The organism is Rhizobium sp. BE258, from assembly GCF_031457345.1.
Lineage (GTDB): Bacteria > Pseudomonadota > Alphaproteobacteria > Rhizobiales > Rhizobiaceae > Rhizobium.
The window spans coordinates 653,660-670,051 of the sequence record NZ_JAVDWL010000002.1; the positions used below are offsets into that span (position 1 = coordinate 653,660).

Genomic DNA, 16,392 nt, shown 5'->3' on the forward strand with positions numbered 1-16,392 from the left:
GATGATCGAAAAGACAGAACTGCATACCGGCTGGACCCTTTCCTGCAACGATACAGGTCGGCCAGGACTACCCGATAACGTTCCGGCCACCGTGCCCGGCTGCGTCCATACCGACCTGCTTGCGGCACGGCTCATCCCCGATCCCTATCTCGACGTCAACGAGATCACCAACGACTGGATCGGCCGTTGCGAGTGGGTTTACCGGCTGAGTTTCGACGCTGTGCCCGATGAAGCCAGGATCCAGGAGCTGGTCTTCGATGGACTGGATACGATCGCGACGATCCGGTTGAACGGCGAAGAAATCGGCTGGACCTTCAACCAGCACCGCACCTACCGCTTCGATGTCTCCGAACGTCTGAACGCAGGCTTGAACGAGCTCTCGGTCACCTTCCACTCCGCCTATGCCTACGGCGCCGAGATGGAGAAGCAGTATGGCTACCGGCCGAACAACTATCCCGGCCCAGGCAACCTGATGCGCAAGATGGCCTGCAATTTCGGCTGGGACTGGGGTCCGACGCTGGTAACGGCGGGCATCTGGAAACCGGTGCGGCTGGAAAGCTGGGACCGGGCGCGGCTGGCGGAGACACGTGTTTCAGCGACGCTTGCCGGTGGTGATGGTCTCGTGACGATCAACGCCAGGATCGCGGCTCAACAGGACTGCCAGGGCTGCTCGATCGTGGCACAGATCGGCGGCGTTTCGCATGCTGTCGAGGTCGGCGCTTCTGGCGAGACAAGCTTTCAGGTGACGGTTACCTCGCCGCAGATCTGGTGGCCGCATCATCTGGGCGGCCAACCGCTTTATCCGCTCTCCATCGAATTGCGCGATGCCGGCGGCGATGTTCTGGACAGCTATGCGAAGGAGATCGGCTTCCGATCCATCCGTCTCGACACCGCGCCGGACGAGCACGGCTCGGCTTTCACCTTCATCGTCAATGACGTGCCGCTGTTTGTGTGCGGCGCCAACTGGATCCCCGACGATTGTTTTCCGTCGCGCGTGACTGCCGAACGCTACGCCGCACAGATCGATGAGGCGAAGGCGGCGAATATCAACATGCTGCGCGTCTGGGGCGGCGGCATCTTCGAGCGGGACGAATTCTACGAGGCCTGCGACCGCGCCGGCATGATGGTCTGGCAAGATTTCCTCTTTGCCTGTGCGTCCTATCCGGAAGAGGAGCCGCTGCGTGGCGAGGTGGAAGCCGAGGTTCGCGACAATGTCGTCAGGCTGATGCCACATGCCTCGCTGATGCTCTGGAACGGCAATAACGAGAATATCTGGGGCTTCGACGAATGGGGCTGGCGGCCGATCATCAAGGACGGCGTCAGCTGGGGGCTCGGCTACTATCTTGATGTTCTGCCGAAGCTCTGCGCCGCGCTTGATCCCGACAGGCCGTACTATCCCGGCAGCCCCTATTCCGGCAGCATGGATATCGAGCCGAACGATGACCGGCACGGATGCAAGCATATCTGGGACGTCTGGAACGATGTCGGCTGGGAAGTCTACCGGAACTACATTCCGCGCTTCTGCTCCGAATTCGGCTGGCAGGCACCGCCGAACTGGGCAACTCTGGAAGAGAGCGTCCATGATGCGCCGCTGACGCCGCAGTCACATGGTGTCTTCCACCACCAGAAGGCAACCCAGGGCAATGAGAAGCTGATCCGCGGCCTCTCGGGCCACCTGCCGGTGCCTGAGACGATGAATGACTGGCATTTCGCGACACAGCTCAATCAGGCGCGGGCGATCCGCTTCGCGATCGAGCACATGCGCTCGCACCGCGCGATCTGCAAAGGCGCCATCGTCTGGCAGTTCAACGATTGCTGGCCAGTAACCTCCTGGGCAGCGCTCGATTCCGCCGGCCGCCGTAAGCCACTCTGGTATGCGATGCAGCAGGCCTTCGATCCGCGCCTGCTGACCATCCAGCCGCGCGGCCGCAAGCTGGCAGCGGTCGCCGTCAATGAGCGGACGCTGTTCTGGCGATCGAAAATTGCGGGCAAGCGCATGCGCCTCGACGGCACCGTGCTGGCGGAATTCGAATTCTGGCGGCTGCTCTGCGACCGGTTCGAGGCGAAGGAATTCGAACTTGCAGACGACATCGCGGCGCCGGACAACGCAGCGAACGAAGTCGTGATGGTACAAATGCTCGACAAGCGGGCGTTCCACTATTTCGTCGAGGATATCGATCTGAAATTGCCGAAGCCCGAGATGACGGTTTCGATCAATGCGACCGCCGATGGTCTCGATGTCACCGTCACGGCGGGTACTTTCCTCAAGGATCTCTGCCTGATGGCGGACCGGCTGGATCCGTCTGCTGTTGTCGATAGCATGCTGATCACGCTGTTGCCGGGCGAAAGCCATGCGTTCGCGATCAAGACCAGCAAGACATTAAAGGCTCAGGATATCACTCCGGGCATCGTTCTTCGCTGCGCCAACGATCTCCTCCCCTAAACGCCAAAAGGCCCCGCAAACAGCGGGGCCTCTTCCGGCTCGTCCCGAAGAACGAATTACATCCAGTAAGGCGGCACGCCATAGTAATCGTAAACACGGCGGCCGTTGTCGTTGTACCAGGTGTCGTCATCATCCGCGTAGCTCGGCGCTCCCTCGATCTGTTCCTTGGTCAGATCGATGCGGTAGCCGTCCAGCTGGGTATCGTAATTCAGCTTTTCCCACGGCAGCGGGTAATGATCGTGACCGATACCGAGGAAGCCGCCGAAGCTCAGCACGGCATAGGCAACACGCCCATCGCGCTTGCCGATGATCAAGCGCTCGATCGAGCCGATATGCTTGCCGTCTGCACCATAAACGCGGGTGCCTTCCACGCGGTCGCTGGCAATCAGCGAATGCGTGTCCTTGACGTTGGGATCACGGCGGCTGGCGTCTGTATCCTGGTTAAGCATTGTCTGCTCCTTTGCTGTTTTTGATGATGGGAGAACGCCACGCTGGAGTCATTGTTCCACGCCTTATCGCAAATGCGCGATTGCATATTATTGACGTTTACGTCAAAGTTAGTGTAACGCTGAATGCGGCTTGAACCATTCGGCCATTGGCATAAGCTGCCCGCAAGGATGATGGAGGATTGTCCGCCGGCAGCCGCAAACCGGCATTCGTGGCCGGATAGGGAGAGAGACACGATGAACAGCATTTCCGTCCATCCTGGCGGCGACAAGCGGGAAAGGCCCTGGCTTGCCACCTATCCGGATATTGTGCCCCCCGAACTGCCGCCGCTGGAATATGATTCGCTGGCCGAACTGCTGGAAAAGTCCTGCGAGCGCTATGCCAATCGTGTCGCCTTCTCCAGCATGGGCAAATCGCTGACCTATCGCGAGCTGGAAGTGCAGACCCGCAAGGTCGCCTCCTGGCTACAGAGCCTTGGCCTGCAGAAGGGTGATCGCGTCGCCGTCATGATGCCGAACGTGCTGCAGAACCCTGTTGCGGTCTACGGCATCCTGCGCGCCGGCCTGACCGTCGTGAACGTCAATCCGCTCTATACGCCGCGCGAACTCGAGCATCAGTTGCGCGATGCCGGTGCGAAGGCGATCTTTGTGCTGGAGAATTTTGCCCGCACAGTGGAGCAGGTTCTCGTCAAGACCGACGTGCGCCACGTCGTCGTCACCTCGCTTGGCGAGATGCTCGGCGCCAAGGGCCTGATCGTCAATCTGGTGGTGCGCAAGGTCAAGAAACTTGTGCCCTCATGGTCCATCCCGCAGCACAAGACCTTCAAGCAGGTCTTGTCGGAAGGCGCCGGTCGGTCGCTGCAGCGTCCGGCGCTCAGCGGCGATGACATCGCCTTCCTGCAATATACCGGCGGCACGACCGGCGTTGCCAAGGGTGCAATGCTGACCCACCGCAATCTGCTTGCCAACAAGCTGCAGCTGCAGCTCTGGCTGAAATCGGCCTTCGACAAGAAGAAGCAGCCGGAGGTGCTGAACTTCCTCTGCGCCCTGCCGCTCTACCATATCTTCGCGCTGACGGTGAATTCTCTGATGGGCATGTCGCTTGGCGCCCATAATATCCTGATCGCCAACCCGCGCGATATTCCGGGCTTCGTCAAGGAGTTCGGCAAGGCGAACGTCCATATCTTCCCGGGCCTCAACACGCTGTTCAATGCGCTGATGAACAATGCCGAGTTCGCCAAGCTCGATTTCTCGTCGCTCGTCATGTCGCTCGGCGGCGGCATGGCCGTGCAGCGTCCCGTGGCTGAGCGCTGGCTGAAGATGACCGGCTCGCACATCACCGAAGGTTACGGCCTCTCCGAGACCTCGCCGGTCGCGACTGCCAACCGCTTCGACTCTCCTGAATTCACCGGCTCGATCGGTCTGCCGATCCCCTCGACGGAACTCGATATCCGGGACGAAGACGGCAATTCGCTGCCGCTCGGCGAGATCGGCGAGATCTGCATCCGTGGGCCGCAGGTCATGGCCGGCTACTGGAACAAGCCGGAAGAAACGGCCCGGGTGATGACCCCGGACGGTTATTTCCGCACTGGCGACATGGGATTCATGGACGAGCGCGGCTATACAAAGATCGTCGACCGCAAGAAGGACATGATCCTGGTTTCGGGCTTCAACGTCTATCCGAACGAGATCGAGGAAGTGGCGGCAATGCATCCCGGCATTCTCGAGGCAGCAGCGATCGGTGTTCCGGATGGCCACTCCGGCGAGACGGTGAAGCTGTTCGTTGTTCGCAAGGATCCCAACCTGAGCGAAGCCGAGGTGAAGGCGCATTGCGCTGAAAACCTCACGAATTACAAGCGTCCACGCATTATCGAATTCCGCACCGAGCTGCCGAAGAGCCCGGTCGGGAAAATCCTTCGCAAGGATCTGCGCGGGTAAACTCACGTATAATTGAAAACAACCATAAGATGTGATTTGATCGCACTGTTTCCGGGCAAAAGCAGTACGGGTCGAGACCAGCCGGCCCACCGGTGAGGATGGGCCGCGCCGGCTCAGGCAAGAGCCTTGCTTTGTGAAACGGAGGTAATGCGATGTGGTATAAACCGCTAAGCGTTACGCTTATGGTAAGGAAAACCCGGACGAGCTGGTCAGTGTCCGTCCGGGTCACAATCCTTAAGTCATAGGCCACGGCAGGCGGAGCACCAACTCCGTCTGCCACTTCTTAAATATACCTGCACTCCCCCTTTTCATCAAGCGCGGCACAACTCGTGTCATTTTTTGCAGGCAGCCTGTGGCTGAACTTGATTTGCGCCCTACAAAGCGAATAGTTTCCGCAACCCTCTCCGCCTCCAAAGGAGCCTCCCATGAATGCCATCGTCGAAAAGCTGAAGAGCACTGCGGCCGCCACCAAAGCAACCGATATCCGCGCTGCCTTCGCTGCCGATCCCAAGCGCTTCTCGCGCTTCACCGCCTCTCTCGACGATCTCTTGATGGATTACTCGAAGACCGCGGTGAACGATGAGATCCTGGCTCTTCTCGTCAAGCTCGCCGAAGAAGGCGGCGTTGCCAAGAAGCGTGACGAAATGTTCTCAGGCGTGGCGATCAACTTCACGGAGGATCGTGCCGTTCTGCACACCGCGCTGCGCAACCGTTCCAACACACCTGTTATCGTTGACGGCAAGGACGTCATGCCTGACGTCAATTCCGTGCTTGCGGCCATGGGCAAGTTTGCCGACGGTATCCGCTCGGGCGCGCTCAAGGGCGCGACCGGCAAGAAGATCACCGACGTCGTCAATATCGGCATCGGCGGTTCGGATCTCGGCCCGGTCATGGCAACACTGGCGCTCGCTCCTTTCCATGACGGCCCGCGGGCGCATTTCGTGTCGAATATCGATGGCGCGCACATTGCCGACACGCTGAAGCTGGTCCAGCCGGAAACCACGCTCTTCATCATCGCCTCGAAGACCTTCACCACTGTCGAGACGATGACCAATGCGCAGACGGCGCGCCAGTTCATCGCCAAGGCCCTTGGCGATGCCGCCGTTCAGCACCACTTCGCGGCCGTTTCCACGGCGCTCGATAAGGTCGCCGCATTCGGTATCGACAGCGCTCGCGTCTTCGGTTTCTGGGATTGGGTCGGCGGCCGCTACTCGCTGTGGTCTGCGATCGGGCTGCCGATCATGATCGCCATCGGCCCCGACAATTTCGGCAAGTTCCTCGATGGCGCTCATGCTGTCGATAACCACTTCCGTAAGGCGCCTGTTGCCGAAAACCTGCCGATGCTGCTCGGCCTGATCGGCTTCTATCACCGCAACGTTCTCGGTTATGCGACCCGCGCTGTGCTGCCTTATGACCAGCGCCTGTCCCGCTTCCCGGCCTATCTGCAGCAGCTCGATATGGAATCGAACGGCAAGGGCGTGACGATCGACGGCACGCCGGTCGAGGGCAATTCCGGCCCCGTCGTCTGGGGCGAGCCCGGCACCAACGGCCAGCACGCCTTCTACCAGCTGATCCACCAGGGTACGAGCATCATCCCGGCCGAATTCATGATTGCCGCCAACGCCTTCGAGCCCGAGCTGCGCCACCAGCACCAGCTGCTGATGGCCAACGTGCTTGCCCAGTCGGAAGCGCTGATGAAGGGCCGCACCTTCGAGGAAGCCAAGAAGCAGCTCACCGACAAGGGCATGGAGGACAAGAAGGCCGATTTCATCGCGCCTCACCGTGTCTTCACCGGCAACCGCCCGTCGATCACCTTCGTCTATGACAAGCTGACGCCCTATGCGCTCGGCCGCCTGATCGCGCTCTATGAGCATCGCGTCTTCGTCGAAGGCGTGCTGTTCCGCATCAACTCCTTCGACCAGTGGGGCGTCGAGCTCGGCAAGGAACTGGCGACCGGCCTGCTACCTGTCGTCGAAGGCAAGGAAAGCGCTGCCGGCCACGACTCTTCGACTCAGGGTCTCGTCGCTGCGCTGGCGAAGCTTGCCAAGTAAGGCGACCCCCCAATCAACTATCAAGCCCATCCGCCAGCGCGGGTGGGCTTTTTTGTTTGCTGCTGTCGAATGGCGGGACATCTGTTCGTCTTATGGGAAATGCACGAGGAGATTGCCCATGGAATTCACCGACGACGAGCTTTTCAAATTTGTTAAAGATGGCGCTGAACCGCTGCCAGCTTCCGGTACGGAGGGTCGCGTTGCGAATGATGGGGTCGAGATCTGGTATGCCAGCTATGGCGATGGTCCGGCGGTGATCCTGTTGCATGGCGGGCTCGGCAATGCCGGGAACTGGGGCTACCAGGTGCCAGCGCTGGTCGATGCCGGATATCGCGTCATCGCCATCGATAGCCGCGGCCATGGACGCAGCACGCGCGACGATCGGCCGTTCAGCTATGTCCTGATGTCCGATGACGTGCTTGCCGTCATGGATCATCTGGAGATCGGGAAAGCCGCGGTGATCGGCTGGAGCGATGGCGCCTGTACAGCGCTGATCCTTGCCGACCGGCATCCAGAGCGCGTATCGGGCGTCTTCTTCTTTGCCTGCAACATGGATGCAACCGGCACGCTTGAATTCCGGCCGACGCCGGTCATCGACCGCTGCTTCAGCCGCCATCGGAAGGACTATCAGGCGCTCTCGGCAACGCCCGACGGCTTCGAAGTCTTCGTTGCCGATGTCGGGAAGATGATGCAGAGCGAACCCAACTACACCGTGGCGCAGCTACAGGCGATCAAGGTGCCGGTCGCGGTTGCGATCGGCGAGAGCGACGAATTCATCCGGCGCGAGCACATGGATTATCTTGCCAAGACCATTCCTGACGCCGAGTTCATTCTCATCCCCGGCGTCAGCCATTTTGCGCCGCTGCAGCGGCCCGCGCTCTTCAATGAAGAGGTCCTGGGCTTTCTCAAACGCAGGACCTGATCTCAGAGGCCGATTTCGCGCGCCCAGGGCGGGTTGGCGCCGGCACGCGAGACGGTGACAGCCGCAGCCTTGGCGCCGAGCGCCAGAGCGTTGCCGAGCGCCTTTTCGTCGAGCGAGGCGACCTGCGCCTTGGTCAGCAGGTTGTCCATCTTCAGCGACGCGAGAACGCCGGCATCGAACGTGTCACCGGCACCGACGGTGTCGACCACGGTCACGCGCTCGCTGGGAACAGTGACCTTGCGCTCGTTCGTATAGCCCGACGCGCCTTCGGCGCCCTTGGTGATGACGACGAGCTTGGCACCGTGCTTCAGCCAGTAGGCGGCGAGATCGTCATGGCTGCCTTCGAGGCCGAACCACTCCAGATCCTCATCGGAGAATTTCAGGATGTCCGACTTGGCCGCCATGCGCTTGATGCGCGCCATGTGGGCTTCCTTGTTCTTGATGAAGCCCGGACGGATGTTGGGATCCAGCGAGATGACGCGCTTTGCGGCCTCGCGGTCAAGCAGCGCCTCATAGGTTTCGCCGCAGGGGCTTGGGATAAGGCTGATGGCGCCAAAGTGCAGCGCTTCGCAATCGTCACCAAGAACAGGAAGGTCGTCAGTGGTGATCATGCGTCCTGCTGTTCCTTCGTCGTAGAAGGCATAGGTGGCCTGGCCGTTGACCAGCTTGACGAAAGCAATGGTCGAGGGCCGTGGCGTGATGGCGCAAGGGCTGTAGTCGACATTGCTGGCCTTCAGAGTGCCGAGCAGGATTTCGCCCATCATGTCATCGGCAATGCCGGTGAAGAAGGCGGTCGGCACGCCGAGGCGGCCGAGCGCGATCGCGGTGTTGAAGATCGCGCCACCGGCATAGGGTGCAAAACCCTTTTCGCCCTGGGTCGTCTCACGCGGCAGCATATCGATCAGCGCTTCGCCGCAGCACAAAATCATCGGATTTCCTCCCAAAAAGGCCGTGTTGCCTCAATCCATTAAGTGAGCTTTTGTCAAAAGGCTAGAGCGAAAGCTCACTGACGCCACCGCTCCGGCCGGACCAGGCGAGTGGCGCGTCCAGGAAGGCTTCCACTTCGCTCAGCGTCTTCTCGTCGAAAAGCTTCTGCTCCTTGGCTACAGCCAGAACGTTGCGCCAGGTGGCGATATGGTGGAGCTTCACCTTGCCGTCAGCAAAGCGCAAGGCACCTTCGTTGAAGATCCCGTAGTAGAACAGCGCCATGCCGTGATCGACGATGCCACCGGCTGCGCGGATCGCATCGATGAAGGTGAACATGCTGCCACCGGCCGTCGTCAGATCCTCGATAACGAGAACGCGCGAACCTTCCGGCATATGCCCCTCGATCTGCGCGTTGCGGCCATGACCCTTCGGCTTCTTGCGCACGTAGATCATCGGCAGGCTGAGACGATCCGCCAGGAGTGCCGCGAAAGGGATGCCCGCGGTCTCGCCACCGGCAATGCAATCGAAGCGCTCGAAGCCGGCGTCGCGGGTGATGACGCTAGCTGCGAAATCCATCACGGCCGAACGGACGCGCGGATAGGAGAGCAGCTTGCGGCAATCGATATAGACCGGGCTCGCCATGCCGGAGGCCAGCTTGTAGGGCTGCTCGGCGTTGAAATGGACCGCCTTGATTTCCCAGAGCATCTTCGCAAGGAGTTCTGCCATAGTGGCGCGATCGGGAAATGTCGTGTGGGTCATTGCTCTCTCCTTGGCTCACGGTGTTACGCGGCAATAGCAGCAACCAAAAAATCTTTCCAGTGCCGGAACTTTTTGACCTTTCGACGCGGGCGCGAGATGGCGCGCAGACCACAAAACCATAGCGCGCCTAAACTGATACAGCCCGCGATTTTTCCACAATGCCGAGCATACTTCAGTAATTTATGATATTCATTGCATTCCAGAGCGTTCAGCCATTTCGCCACGCCAGATCCCTGAAATTACTCGAATTTTAACGATCCATTTAACATTTGGATGAGACCTGACGGGTCACCTTCGCCGCGGTTATGAGAACCGGGCAAGGAGTCTAGAATGAGTCTGACGGTATCCGAGATTACTCAGAAGGTCAGCGCTTCCCTGACGTTCAAGATTTTCTCCATCTGCTTTGCATCCACCCACATCCCGCTCTTGGCATTGGTCGTCTATCTGGTTACCGGCTTCCGCAGCGAAGCGATGCCCGTTCTCGGTACGGTGCTTGCCGCGACGCTGCTCGGAACGGGCTTTTGCCTCGCCTCAGTCTGGATGCTGATCAAGCCTCTGCATGAGATTTCGGTCGCCGTCGAAGCGTACCGTTCGACAGGCGCAGTCAAACCGATCCGCAGTAAACGGACCGACGAGGTGGGCATCGTCACGAACGGAATTTCGATGCTGATCACAGAGCTCGATGCAACGCTCTCCCAGCTTCGCCGTCAGGCAACAACCGACGTTCTCACCGGGCTCGGCAATCGCCGCTGGCTGAAAGAGATCGGATCCATGGAAATCACCCGGGCAATGCGCGAGCGCACGCCGGTATCGGTCGTCGTCTTCGACCTCGATCATTTCAAGTCGATCAACGACGAGTTCGGTCACGACGTCGGTGATCAGGTGCTGATGGCGACGGGTGCGACCATTCAGCACAATCTCCGGCCCTACGACATCGCCGCGCGCATCGGTGGCGAGGAATTCTGCCTGGTCCTGCCGAAGACCGGCACGGCGGCAGCCATCGCAATTGCCGAGCGGCTGCGCAAGGAACTGGCATCGAGAGCGATCGGCGTCCTGCCGGCTGGGCGCGTGACTGCGAGCTTCGGCGTCTATCGCGGCGACCCGGCGAACGAAAGCTTGAAGGTCATGCTGACAGCAGCCGACCGGAAACTCTACTCGGCAAAAAACAGTGGCCGCAACGCGGTTCACTGGGCGGTGGCGAAATCGATCACCGGAGAAAGCGTTGCAAGCTGAGTGTTCCGCGGTCAGGAAGCACTTGAGATCAGCCTTTCGATATCGGCGGGCAGCATCCTCTTGTAGAGCGTGATCGCCCTCTCCCCCTCTTCCTCATCCAGCGAGATTGCATAGCGGACGGCGGCGGCGAGAAGCTGCATCAGCAACCGCGCGGGCGGCAGAAGCTCGCCCGGCGGCCGCGCGGGCCAGAGCCTTGCGAGGACTGCAAACAGGGCCTGCGCGTGAAATTCCATGTCTTCGGCATCGACCGCGCGCAACAGCCTGTCGGCTTGTGTCGCGTGCCAGATATCGCGCATGACCGGTTCGCGGCGGAAAAACTGGTAATATTCGTCGGTAATATTGGCGAGCGCCCGATGCAGCGATGCGGCATCCGAAACACGCGACAGCTCATCCTCGACGCAACGCCTGCCCTGCTCGTTGAAACGTTCGGCCAGGGTTCGGATGATCGAACTCTTGTCGGGAAAATATTGATAAAGCGCGCCGAAAGACAGATCCGCCTTTTCGACGATCTCGCTCATTTTCAGTGCGTCGCTACCCTTCTCCTCGATCAGCCCCGCTGCCACCGCCAGGATCTTTTCGAAGCGCTCGCGGCCGCGCTGCTGGCTTGGAATGCGGCGTGGCTGGCCGGTATTGTCAGCCGCGCGCTTGCGCCGGGCCGGCATTTTCTCATCCATGGTGCGCCTCTCGAAAGTTGACAAGAAAAATAAGAGAGTTTATCTCATTTTGCAAATGAGAGATTTTCTCTTGTTTTAACCGGAGGGATTCGCATGGCCGCCACTCTTCCCATTCTTCTCGTCGCCGCCGCGATCGGTAGCGGTCTCATTGCAGGCATATTCTTCGCATTCTCGACCTTCATCATGAGCGCCTTTTCGAAAATTCCGCCGGAACAAGGCATCGCGGCAATGAACTCGATCAACGTCACCATCGTTCGATCGCCCTTCATGCTGCTGTTCATCCCCGTCGCTGTCATCTGCGTGGGGATTGCGATCATCGCCTTTACGGACTGGCGCGGCAGCGCAAGCCTCTGGATGATTTTCGGTGCCGCCTGCTATCTAATCGCATCATTCGTCTCGACGATCGTCTTCAACGTACCGATGAACGATGCGCTGGCGAAAGTCAGCGGCAATGGCAGCGCAGCGGCCGATCTGTGGAATGTCTATCTGAGGGATTGGACCTGGTGGAATCATGTCCGCACCGTAGCATCGCTGGCTTCGGCGATTGCCTTCGTGCGTGCGCTGGTGCTGCTCTGAAAGCGAGGCAGGAGATATAGCTCCCGCCTCGTCGATCACTTTACGTCCGCTCGCAGAAGGCAATCTTGTTGCTGAACGGATCGATGACAGTCATCTCTGCGCCCCACGGCGCGGCCTCGACACCGGGTTTCATATAGCGATAGTCCTTGACCGAAAGCTCGGCCTGAAAGGCGCGGACACCCTTCATCCAGACGAAGGCCTTGGCCCCGGGGCTGGCATCGCCGGAATGTTCGCTCAGATGCATGATCATGCCGCTGCGCGACACCTGGCAATAGAGCGGAAAGTTTTCGCCGAAGCGGTGCTCCCAATCGAGGGTGAAGCCCAGGAAGCCGCAATAGAATTCCATGGCCTTCGCCACGTCGAAAATGCGAAAGATCGGGATCGGCGGCTCGATCGCGATCGATGGCTCGCCGCCTTTGGTTTCATCGAGCTTGGAGGCGAGGATGTTCCATTGATCGAAGCCGAATTGCCTGGCAACGATCTCCAGCGTCTCGCTGTGCGTCAGGGAAATGTCGCGGCTGGCCAGCGCCTGCCGCAGTGCTTTTGCCATGGTCTTGGCATCGCGAAAATCGCGCATCGTTCATCCTTCCATCGGCAGCGAACAGGAAGATCAGTGCCCGCGTCTGCTGACCCGTTCGCCATCGTTCGCCATTGGCAAGGATGTGAAGGATTTCATCTGGATGCATTCACCTTAGCGCTTGCGCGCCGCGGGACGGCTGGCTGCATCCGGCCAGCGCCGACATTAGCGATTAATGTTGGATGATCAAGAGGCGCTACGAACGGAGGGCGCGTCGGGAACAGCCAGCAGATGGCTGGCAAGTTCAACGCGGTTGCGGCCGGCGCGCTTGGCGGCGTAGAGCGCCTTGTCGGCTTCACTCAGCATGGTGTCGAAATCCATCGGTGTCGCGCGGCCCGGCGCCACGCCGATGCTGACGGTGCAGCGCAACGTCTCGTCTTCGACATAGATTTCGCGCTCCTCAAAGGTGCGGCGGATGCGTTCGGCAATCATCTCCGCCCGGCCCGGCATGATCTCCTTGAGGACGAGGGCAAACTCCTCGCCGCCGAGACGAGCGACTGTATCCCCATCGCGGCAATGAGCGCCGAGCTCGCCGGCGAAGACCCGCAGCACACGGTCTCCGACAGCGTGGCCATAGCGATCGTTGATCGACTTGAAATGGTCGAGATCGAAAATGATGACGGCCGTGGAGGCGCCCATCAGACGCTCGCCGTGACGATCGAACAGCGCGCGGCGGTTCATCAGGCCGGTCAGCGGATCGGTAATCGCATCCTGCCTGTGGCGGGCCGCCAGACGCCATTGATGCAGCGCCAGCGACAGGGCGCCGATACCGGTCATGCTGGCGATGCAGACGGCAAGGCTCAGGTCCTCGGCCCAGTTGTTGGGCGCAGCGCCAAGCACCATCTTGCCATCATAGATCAGCACCGCAGCGCAGAGCGCAAAGGATATGCCCGTCAGCGTATAAAGGACGGTGATACCCATGATGGGTGCCGGCGCCTCGGCCCGCGCCCGCCAGTATTGATAGGCGGTGGCGAGCAGCAGCAGGGTGATCGACGTGTTATCGGCGATGAAACCGAGCCCATCGTAGCCAGCAATCATGCTGCCGACCGGCACCAGCATCGCAAGCAGCGCATATGAGAAAATGCCCGCGAGCGGCAGACGGTTGGTGCGGAATTGATAGCCGGCACCCCATATGGCAGCGAAGCCCGCTTGAAAGAGGACAAAGCTGGCGGTGCCAGAGATCAGGCCGGGCGATGAAACATAGACACTGTAGACGAAGATGCCGCTGACGACGAGAACGAGGCCGCAGCTGCAGGTCAGCAGAAAGGTTTCGGCACGCCGTGCAAACCAGCTGCCCATCAGGGTCACAGCCAGACACGTTGCTGAAACGCCGAGCGCCAGCAAAAGGGAATTATAATCCAGCATCATGCTTTCAAAACTCCGCGGCTTCTGCCGCGCCCTACAATTCGTCCAGAAACTAGCCTGTCACTGGTGACGAATGTCTTATGCATTCTGTTAAAAAATCATGGACCGCGAACGCGAATATTCGAACCGCGAGCCTGTCATAGTATCGGCAACACGGATACCCGCCGAAATTGACGGTAAAGCCGGTTTTCTTTAGCGTTTTACATCCCAATGCAGCGGGAACATCGGATCGAAGACTGTCACAGGGCCCGCGCCCGTCTCGATCTTTGACGGAAACGTGATCGCTTCATCCCGCCTGACCAGCGTGACCTTCTCGTCATTCGGCTGCAGGCCATACCAGGCCGGGCCATTCAGCGAGGTGAAAGCCTCGAGCTTGTCGAGCGCATTCTCCTGTTCGAAAACATGCGCCAGGCAGCTCATCGTATTGATCGAGGTATAGATACCGGCGCAGCCGCAGGCGCATTCCTTCAGCGGATCGACATGGGGAGCCGAATCCGTGCCGAGGAAGAAGCGCGGATCGCCGCTGACGGCCGCCGCCCTCAGCGCCAGGCGATGGTTCTCGCGCTTGGCGACCGGCAGGCAGTAATAATGCGGACGGATACCGCCGACGAGGATAGCGTTGCGGTTGATGATCAGGTGATGCGTTGTGATCGAGCCCGCCAGATTGGCTTTCGACGACTTGATGTAGTCGATGCCATCGGCCGTCGTCACATGCTCCATCGTCACCTTCAGTTCCGGCAGACGCTTGCGCAGCGGCTCGAGCACGGTTTCGATGAAGACGGCTTCACGGTCGAAGATATCGATCTCCGGCGTCGTGACCTCGCCGTGGACGCAGAGCGGCAGCCCGATCTTCGCCATGCGCTCCAGAACAGGCATTGCCTTGTCCATATCGCGCACGCCGCCGTGAGAATTGGTGGTGGCGCCGGCTGGGTAAAGCTTCACCGCGGTGATCAGGCCACTCTTCTTGCCCTCTTCGACATCGTCGGCGCTCGTATGCTCCGTGAGATAAAGTGTCATCAGCGGCTCGAAGCGATCGCCCTGCGGCAGCGCCTTCATGATCCGCTCGCGGTAGGCGCGCGCATCCGCCGTCGTCACCACCGGCGGCACAAGGTTCGGCATGATGATCGCCCGGGCGAAATCGCGGCTGGTATCGCCGATCACCCCCTCCAGCATGGCGCCATCGCGCAGATGCAGGTGCCAGTCATCGGGACGGCGGATGGTGATCGATTGCATGGGAGCCTCCGGAGCGCTGCGGGTGGCGCTTCGATAGCATCAACAGGCCGATGGAAACAACCGTTTAGACAGCGCCGAAATCACTTGTGGGCCTCGCGCGTAGACCGGCCGGCGACAACTGCCAAAGCGGAGGCACCAACTGCGTAGCATGCATAGGCGACCGCCTGGCTCGTGAGCGGAATGCCGGCATCCAGCAGCTTACCGGCGATCAGGGGAGCGCTGCCGGTGACGACGATCCGGATCGCTTCGAAGCGCGAGCGGACATAGCCGAATTGCCCGGTGCCGAACAGATCGGCCCACAGGATAGTCCCGAGCTTGAGGTCGATCGCCGCGGATATTCCGAGAAGACCCATGTATACGGGCGCGACCCAAAGGCTGTCAAAGAGTGCAATGATACCCAGCCCTATTGCCAGTGGCAGAAGAAAGACCGGTAGAATACGGATGACGCGGATCCTGTCGATGAGGGGCGCCACGATTACGGATGTCACGGCCTGCGCAATGGCGAAGGCGGAAAAGCATCCTGCCAGCCATTCAAGCGGCCAGCCTCTTTCCGTGGCGAGGGCCGCCTGATGGAAGATCATGGCCGTCAAAATGAAGGAGACAGCCAGCATCGTGGGGCACAGAAGCAGCATCAATCCGAGCTTTGGCCGGGCTACTTCCGGCTGAGCAAATGGGCCACTGACCTTCGCCGCACGGCTGGCCGCATCATCACGCGGCAGCAAGTGGCATGCTGCGCAGACGCCGAAAACGATGGTTGCGCCGGTAAACAGCCACGTCCACCGCCACCCGGCAAAACCTACGACGGCAACCGCAGCGCCCGGTATGAAAACCAGGGCTGCCGAGTAGACGAGGCTGACGACAGCCATCGCTTTTCCGCTATCCGCCGGGAAGAACCGGACCATCGCCGTCATTGCCGTGTGGACCATCAATCCCTGACCGGCTAGCCGAAGCAGAAAGAGGCAGATGCCGAAGACGATGACCGATGCAGGCGAGAGGGCAATCAGTGCGCAGGCGGCACCGAGCAAAAGCCCGGCGCCCAGCGTGAATTTGCGAAGGCTTACCGCATCGACCTTCTGACCGAGATAAGGCAGCGCGAGCGCCGACGCGAAAGTCGCAATGGCAAACACTGCTCCCAGACTTCCGTCACCGATCGCGTAGTGGGTGCGGAACGCATCCGAGAACAGCGAGATGAAGAAGGTCTGTCCCGCGCTCGACAGGATCATCAGGATGATCGCGGAACTGAGGAGC

The 16,392-nt window shown here is 60.2% G+C and carries 14 protein-coding genes; 6 read left to right on the forward strand and 8 right to left on the reverse strand.

Annotated features, from left to right (window positions below; genetic code table 11):
• The first annotated feature begins 1 nt into the window (after position 1).
• Positions 2 to 2,443 carry a glycosyl hydrolase 2 galactose-binding domain-containing protein gene (locus J2X43_RS08470; RefSeq protein ID WP_310293188.1) on the forward strand — a complete coding sequence of 814 codons (2,442 nt, stop codon included), beginning with the start codon at positions 2 to 4 and terminating at the stop codon, positions 2,441 to 2,443.
• Positions 2,444 to 2,499: 56 nt separating this feature from the next.
• Here the strand turns inward: J2X43_RS08470 and J2X43_RS08475 are convergent, their stop codons facing one another.
• A complete protein-coding gene (locus tag J2X43_RS08475; protein WP_112385323.1) occupies positions 2,500 to 2,892 on the reverse strand; it encodes a PRC-barrel domain-containing protein in 393 nt (130 codons plus the stop codon).
• A 234-nt stretch (positions 2,893 to 3,126) separates the two neighbouring features.
• Between J2X43_RS08475 and J2X43_RS08480 the strand changes: the two genes are divergently transcribed.
• The 3 genes from J2X43_RS08480 (at position 3,127) to J2X43_RS08490 (ending at position 7,800) form a co-directional block, all read left to right on the forward strand.
• Positions 3,127 to 4,827 (forward strand): long-chain fatty acid--CoA ligase, encoded by a 1,701-nt coding sequence (locus tag J2X43_RS08480; protein WP_310293191.1) that lies wholly within the window; start codon positions 3,127 to 3,129, stop codon positions 4,825 to 4,827.
• Positions 4,828 to 5,252: 425 nt separating this feature from the next.
• Complete coding sequence (gene pgi, locus J2X43_RS08485; RefSeq protein WP_310293193.1) at positions 5,253 to 6,878, forward strand: glucose-6-phosphate isomerase; 1,626 nt, start codon at positions 5,253 to 5,255, stop codon at positions 6,876 to 6,878.
• A gap of 118 nt (positions 6,879 to 6,996) precedes the next feature.
• Positions 6,997 to 7,800, forward strand: coding sequence for an alpha/beta hydrolase (locus tag J2X43_RS08490; protein WP_310293195.1), 804 nt, complete (start codon positions 6,997 to 6,999; stop codon positions 7,798 to 7,800).
• 2 nt (positions 7,801 to 7,802) lie between these two features.
• Here the strand turns inward: J2X43_RS08490 and J2X43_RS08495 are convergent, their stop codons facing one another.
• Positions 7,803 to 8,729 carry a carbohydrate kinase gene (locus J2X43_RS08495; RefSeq protein ID WP_310293197.1) on the reverse strand — a complete coding sequence of 309 codons (927 nt, stop codon included), beginning with the start codon at positions 8,727 to 8,729 and terminating at the stop codon, positions 7,803 to 7,805.
• A gap of 61 nt (positions 8,730 to 8,790) precedes the next feature.
• Positions 8,791 to 9,486, reverse strand: a complete 696-nt coding sequence (locus tag J2X43_RS08500; RefSeq protein WP_310293199.1) for an orotate phosphoribosyltransferase — start codon at positions 9,484 to 9,486, stop codon at positions 8,791 to 8,793.
• A gap of 330 nt (positions 9,487 to 9,816) precedes the next feature.
• On the opposite strand from J2X43_RS08500, the gene J2X43_RS08505 reads away from it, so the two are divergent.
• Positions 9,817 to 10,719, forward strand: coding sequence for a GGDEF domain-containing protein (locus J2X43_RS08505; protein WP_310293201.1), 903 nt, complete (start codon positions 9,817 to 9,819; stop codon positions 10,717 to 10,719).
• Positions 10,720 to 10,730: 11 nt separating this feature from the next.
• On the opposite strand, the gene J2X43_RS08510 is transcribed toward J2X43_RS08505, so the two are convergent.
• A complete protein-coding gene (locus J2X43_RS08510; protein WP_310293203.1) occupies positions 10,731 to 11,393 on the reverse strand; it encodes a TetR/AcrR family transcriptional regulator in 663 nt (220 codons plus the stop codon).
• 93 nt (positions 11,394 to 11,486) lie between these two features.
• Between J2X43_RS08510 and J2X43_RS08515 the strand changes: the two genes are divergently transcribed.
• A complete protein-coding gene (locus tag J2X43_RS08515) occupies positions 11,487 to 11,969 on the forward strand; it encodes an anthrone oxygenase family protein (protein WP_310293205.1) in 483 nt (160 codons plus the stop codon).
• Between the two features lie 40 nt (positions 11,970 to 12,009).
• On the opposite strand, the gene J2X43_RS08520 is transcribed toward J2X43_RS08515, so the two are convergent.
• From J2X43_RS08520 to J2X43_RS08535, 4 genes are all read right to left on the reverse strand, one after another.
• The gene (locus J2X43_RS08520) at positions 12,010 to 12,546 is read right to left on the reverse strand and encodes a glyoxalase superfamily protein (RefSeq protein ID WP_310293207.1); all 537 of its coding nucleotides are present in this window, start codon (positions 12,544 to 12,546) and stop codon (positions 12,010 to 12,012) included.
• 186 nt (positions 12,547 to 12,732) lie between these two features.
• Positions 12,733 to 13,914: a GGDEF domain-containing protein gene (locus J2X43_RS08525; protein WP_310293209.1), complete on the reverse strand. Its 1,182-nt coding sequence runs from the start codon at positions 13,912 to 13,914 to the stop codon at positions 12,733 to 12,735.
• Positions 13,915 to 14,103: 189 nt separating this feature from the next.
• Positions 14,104 to 15,144, reverse strand: a complete 1,041-nt coding sequence (gene pyrC / locus J2X43_RS08530) for a dihydroorotase (protein WP_112538468.1) — start codon at positions 15,142 to 15,144, stop codon at positions 14,104 to 14,106.
• An 80-nt stretch (positions 15,145 to 15,224) separates the two neighbouring features.
• Positions 15,225 to 16,367 carry an MFS transporter gene (locus J2X43_RS08535; RefSeq protein ID WP_310293212.1) on the reverse strand — a complete coding sequence of 381 codons (1,143 nt, stop codon included), beginning with the start codon at positions 16,365 to 16,367 and terminating at the stop codon, positions 15,225 to 15,227.
• Positions 16,368 to 16,392 lie beyond the last annotated feature (25 nt).

Coding starts and splice junctions, on each gene's coding strand:
- J2X43_RS08470 (WP_310293188.1), top strand. CDS start 2: ATGATCGAAAAGACAGAACTGCATACCGGCTGGACCCTTTCCTGCAAC.
- J2X43_RS08475 (WP_112385323.1), bottom strand. CDS start 2,892: ATGCTTAACCAGGATACAGACGCCAGCCGCCGTGATCCCAACGTCAAG.
- J2X43_RS08480 (WP_310293191.1), top strand. CDS start 3,127: ATGAACAGCATTTCCGTCCATCCTGGCGGCGACAAGCGGGAAAGGCCC.
- pgi (WP_310293193.1), top strand. CDS start 5,253: ATGAATGCCATCGTCGAAAAGCTGAAGAGCACTGCGGCCGCCACCAAA.
- J2X43_RS08490 (WP_310293195.1), top strand. CDS start 6,997: ATGGAATTCACCGACGACGAGCTTTTCAAATTTGTTAAAGATGGCGCT.
- J2X43_RS08495 (WP_310293197.1), bottom strand. CDS start 8,729: ATGATTTTGTGCTGCGGCGAAGCGCTGATCGATATGCTGCCGCGTGAG.
- J2X43_RS08500 (WP_310293199.1), bottom strand. CDS start 9,486: ATGACCCACACGACATTTCCCGATCGCGCCACTATGGCAGAACTCCTT.
- J2X43_RS08505 (WP_310293201.1), top strand. CDS start 9,817: ATGAGTCTGACGGTATCCGAGATTACTCAGAAGGTCAGCGCTTCCCTG.
- J2X43_RS08510 (WP_310293203.1), bottom strand. CDS start 11,393: ATGGATGAGAAAATGCCGGCCCGGCGCAAGCGCGCGGCTGACAATACC.
- J2X43_RS08515 (WP_310293205.1), top strand. CDS start 11,487: ATGGCCGCCACTCTTCCCATTCTTCTCGTCGCCGCCGCGATCGGTAGC.
- J2X43_RS08520 (WP_310293207.1), bottom strand. CDS start 12,546: ATGCGCGATTTTCGCGATGCCAAGACCATGGCAAAAGCACTGCGGCAG.
- J2X43_RS08525 (WP_310293209.1), bottom strand. CDS start 13,914: ATGATGCTGGATTATAATTCCCTTTTGCTGGCGCTCGGCGTTTCAGCA.
- pyrC (WP_112538468.1), bottom strand. CDS start 15,144: ATGCAATCGATCACCATCCGCCGTCCCGATGACTGGCACCTGCATCTG.
- J2X43_RS08535 (WP_310293212.1), bottom strand. CDS start 16,367: ATGATCCTGTCGAGCGCGGGACAGACCTTCTTCATCTCGCTGTTCTCG.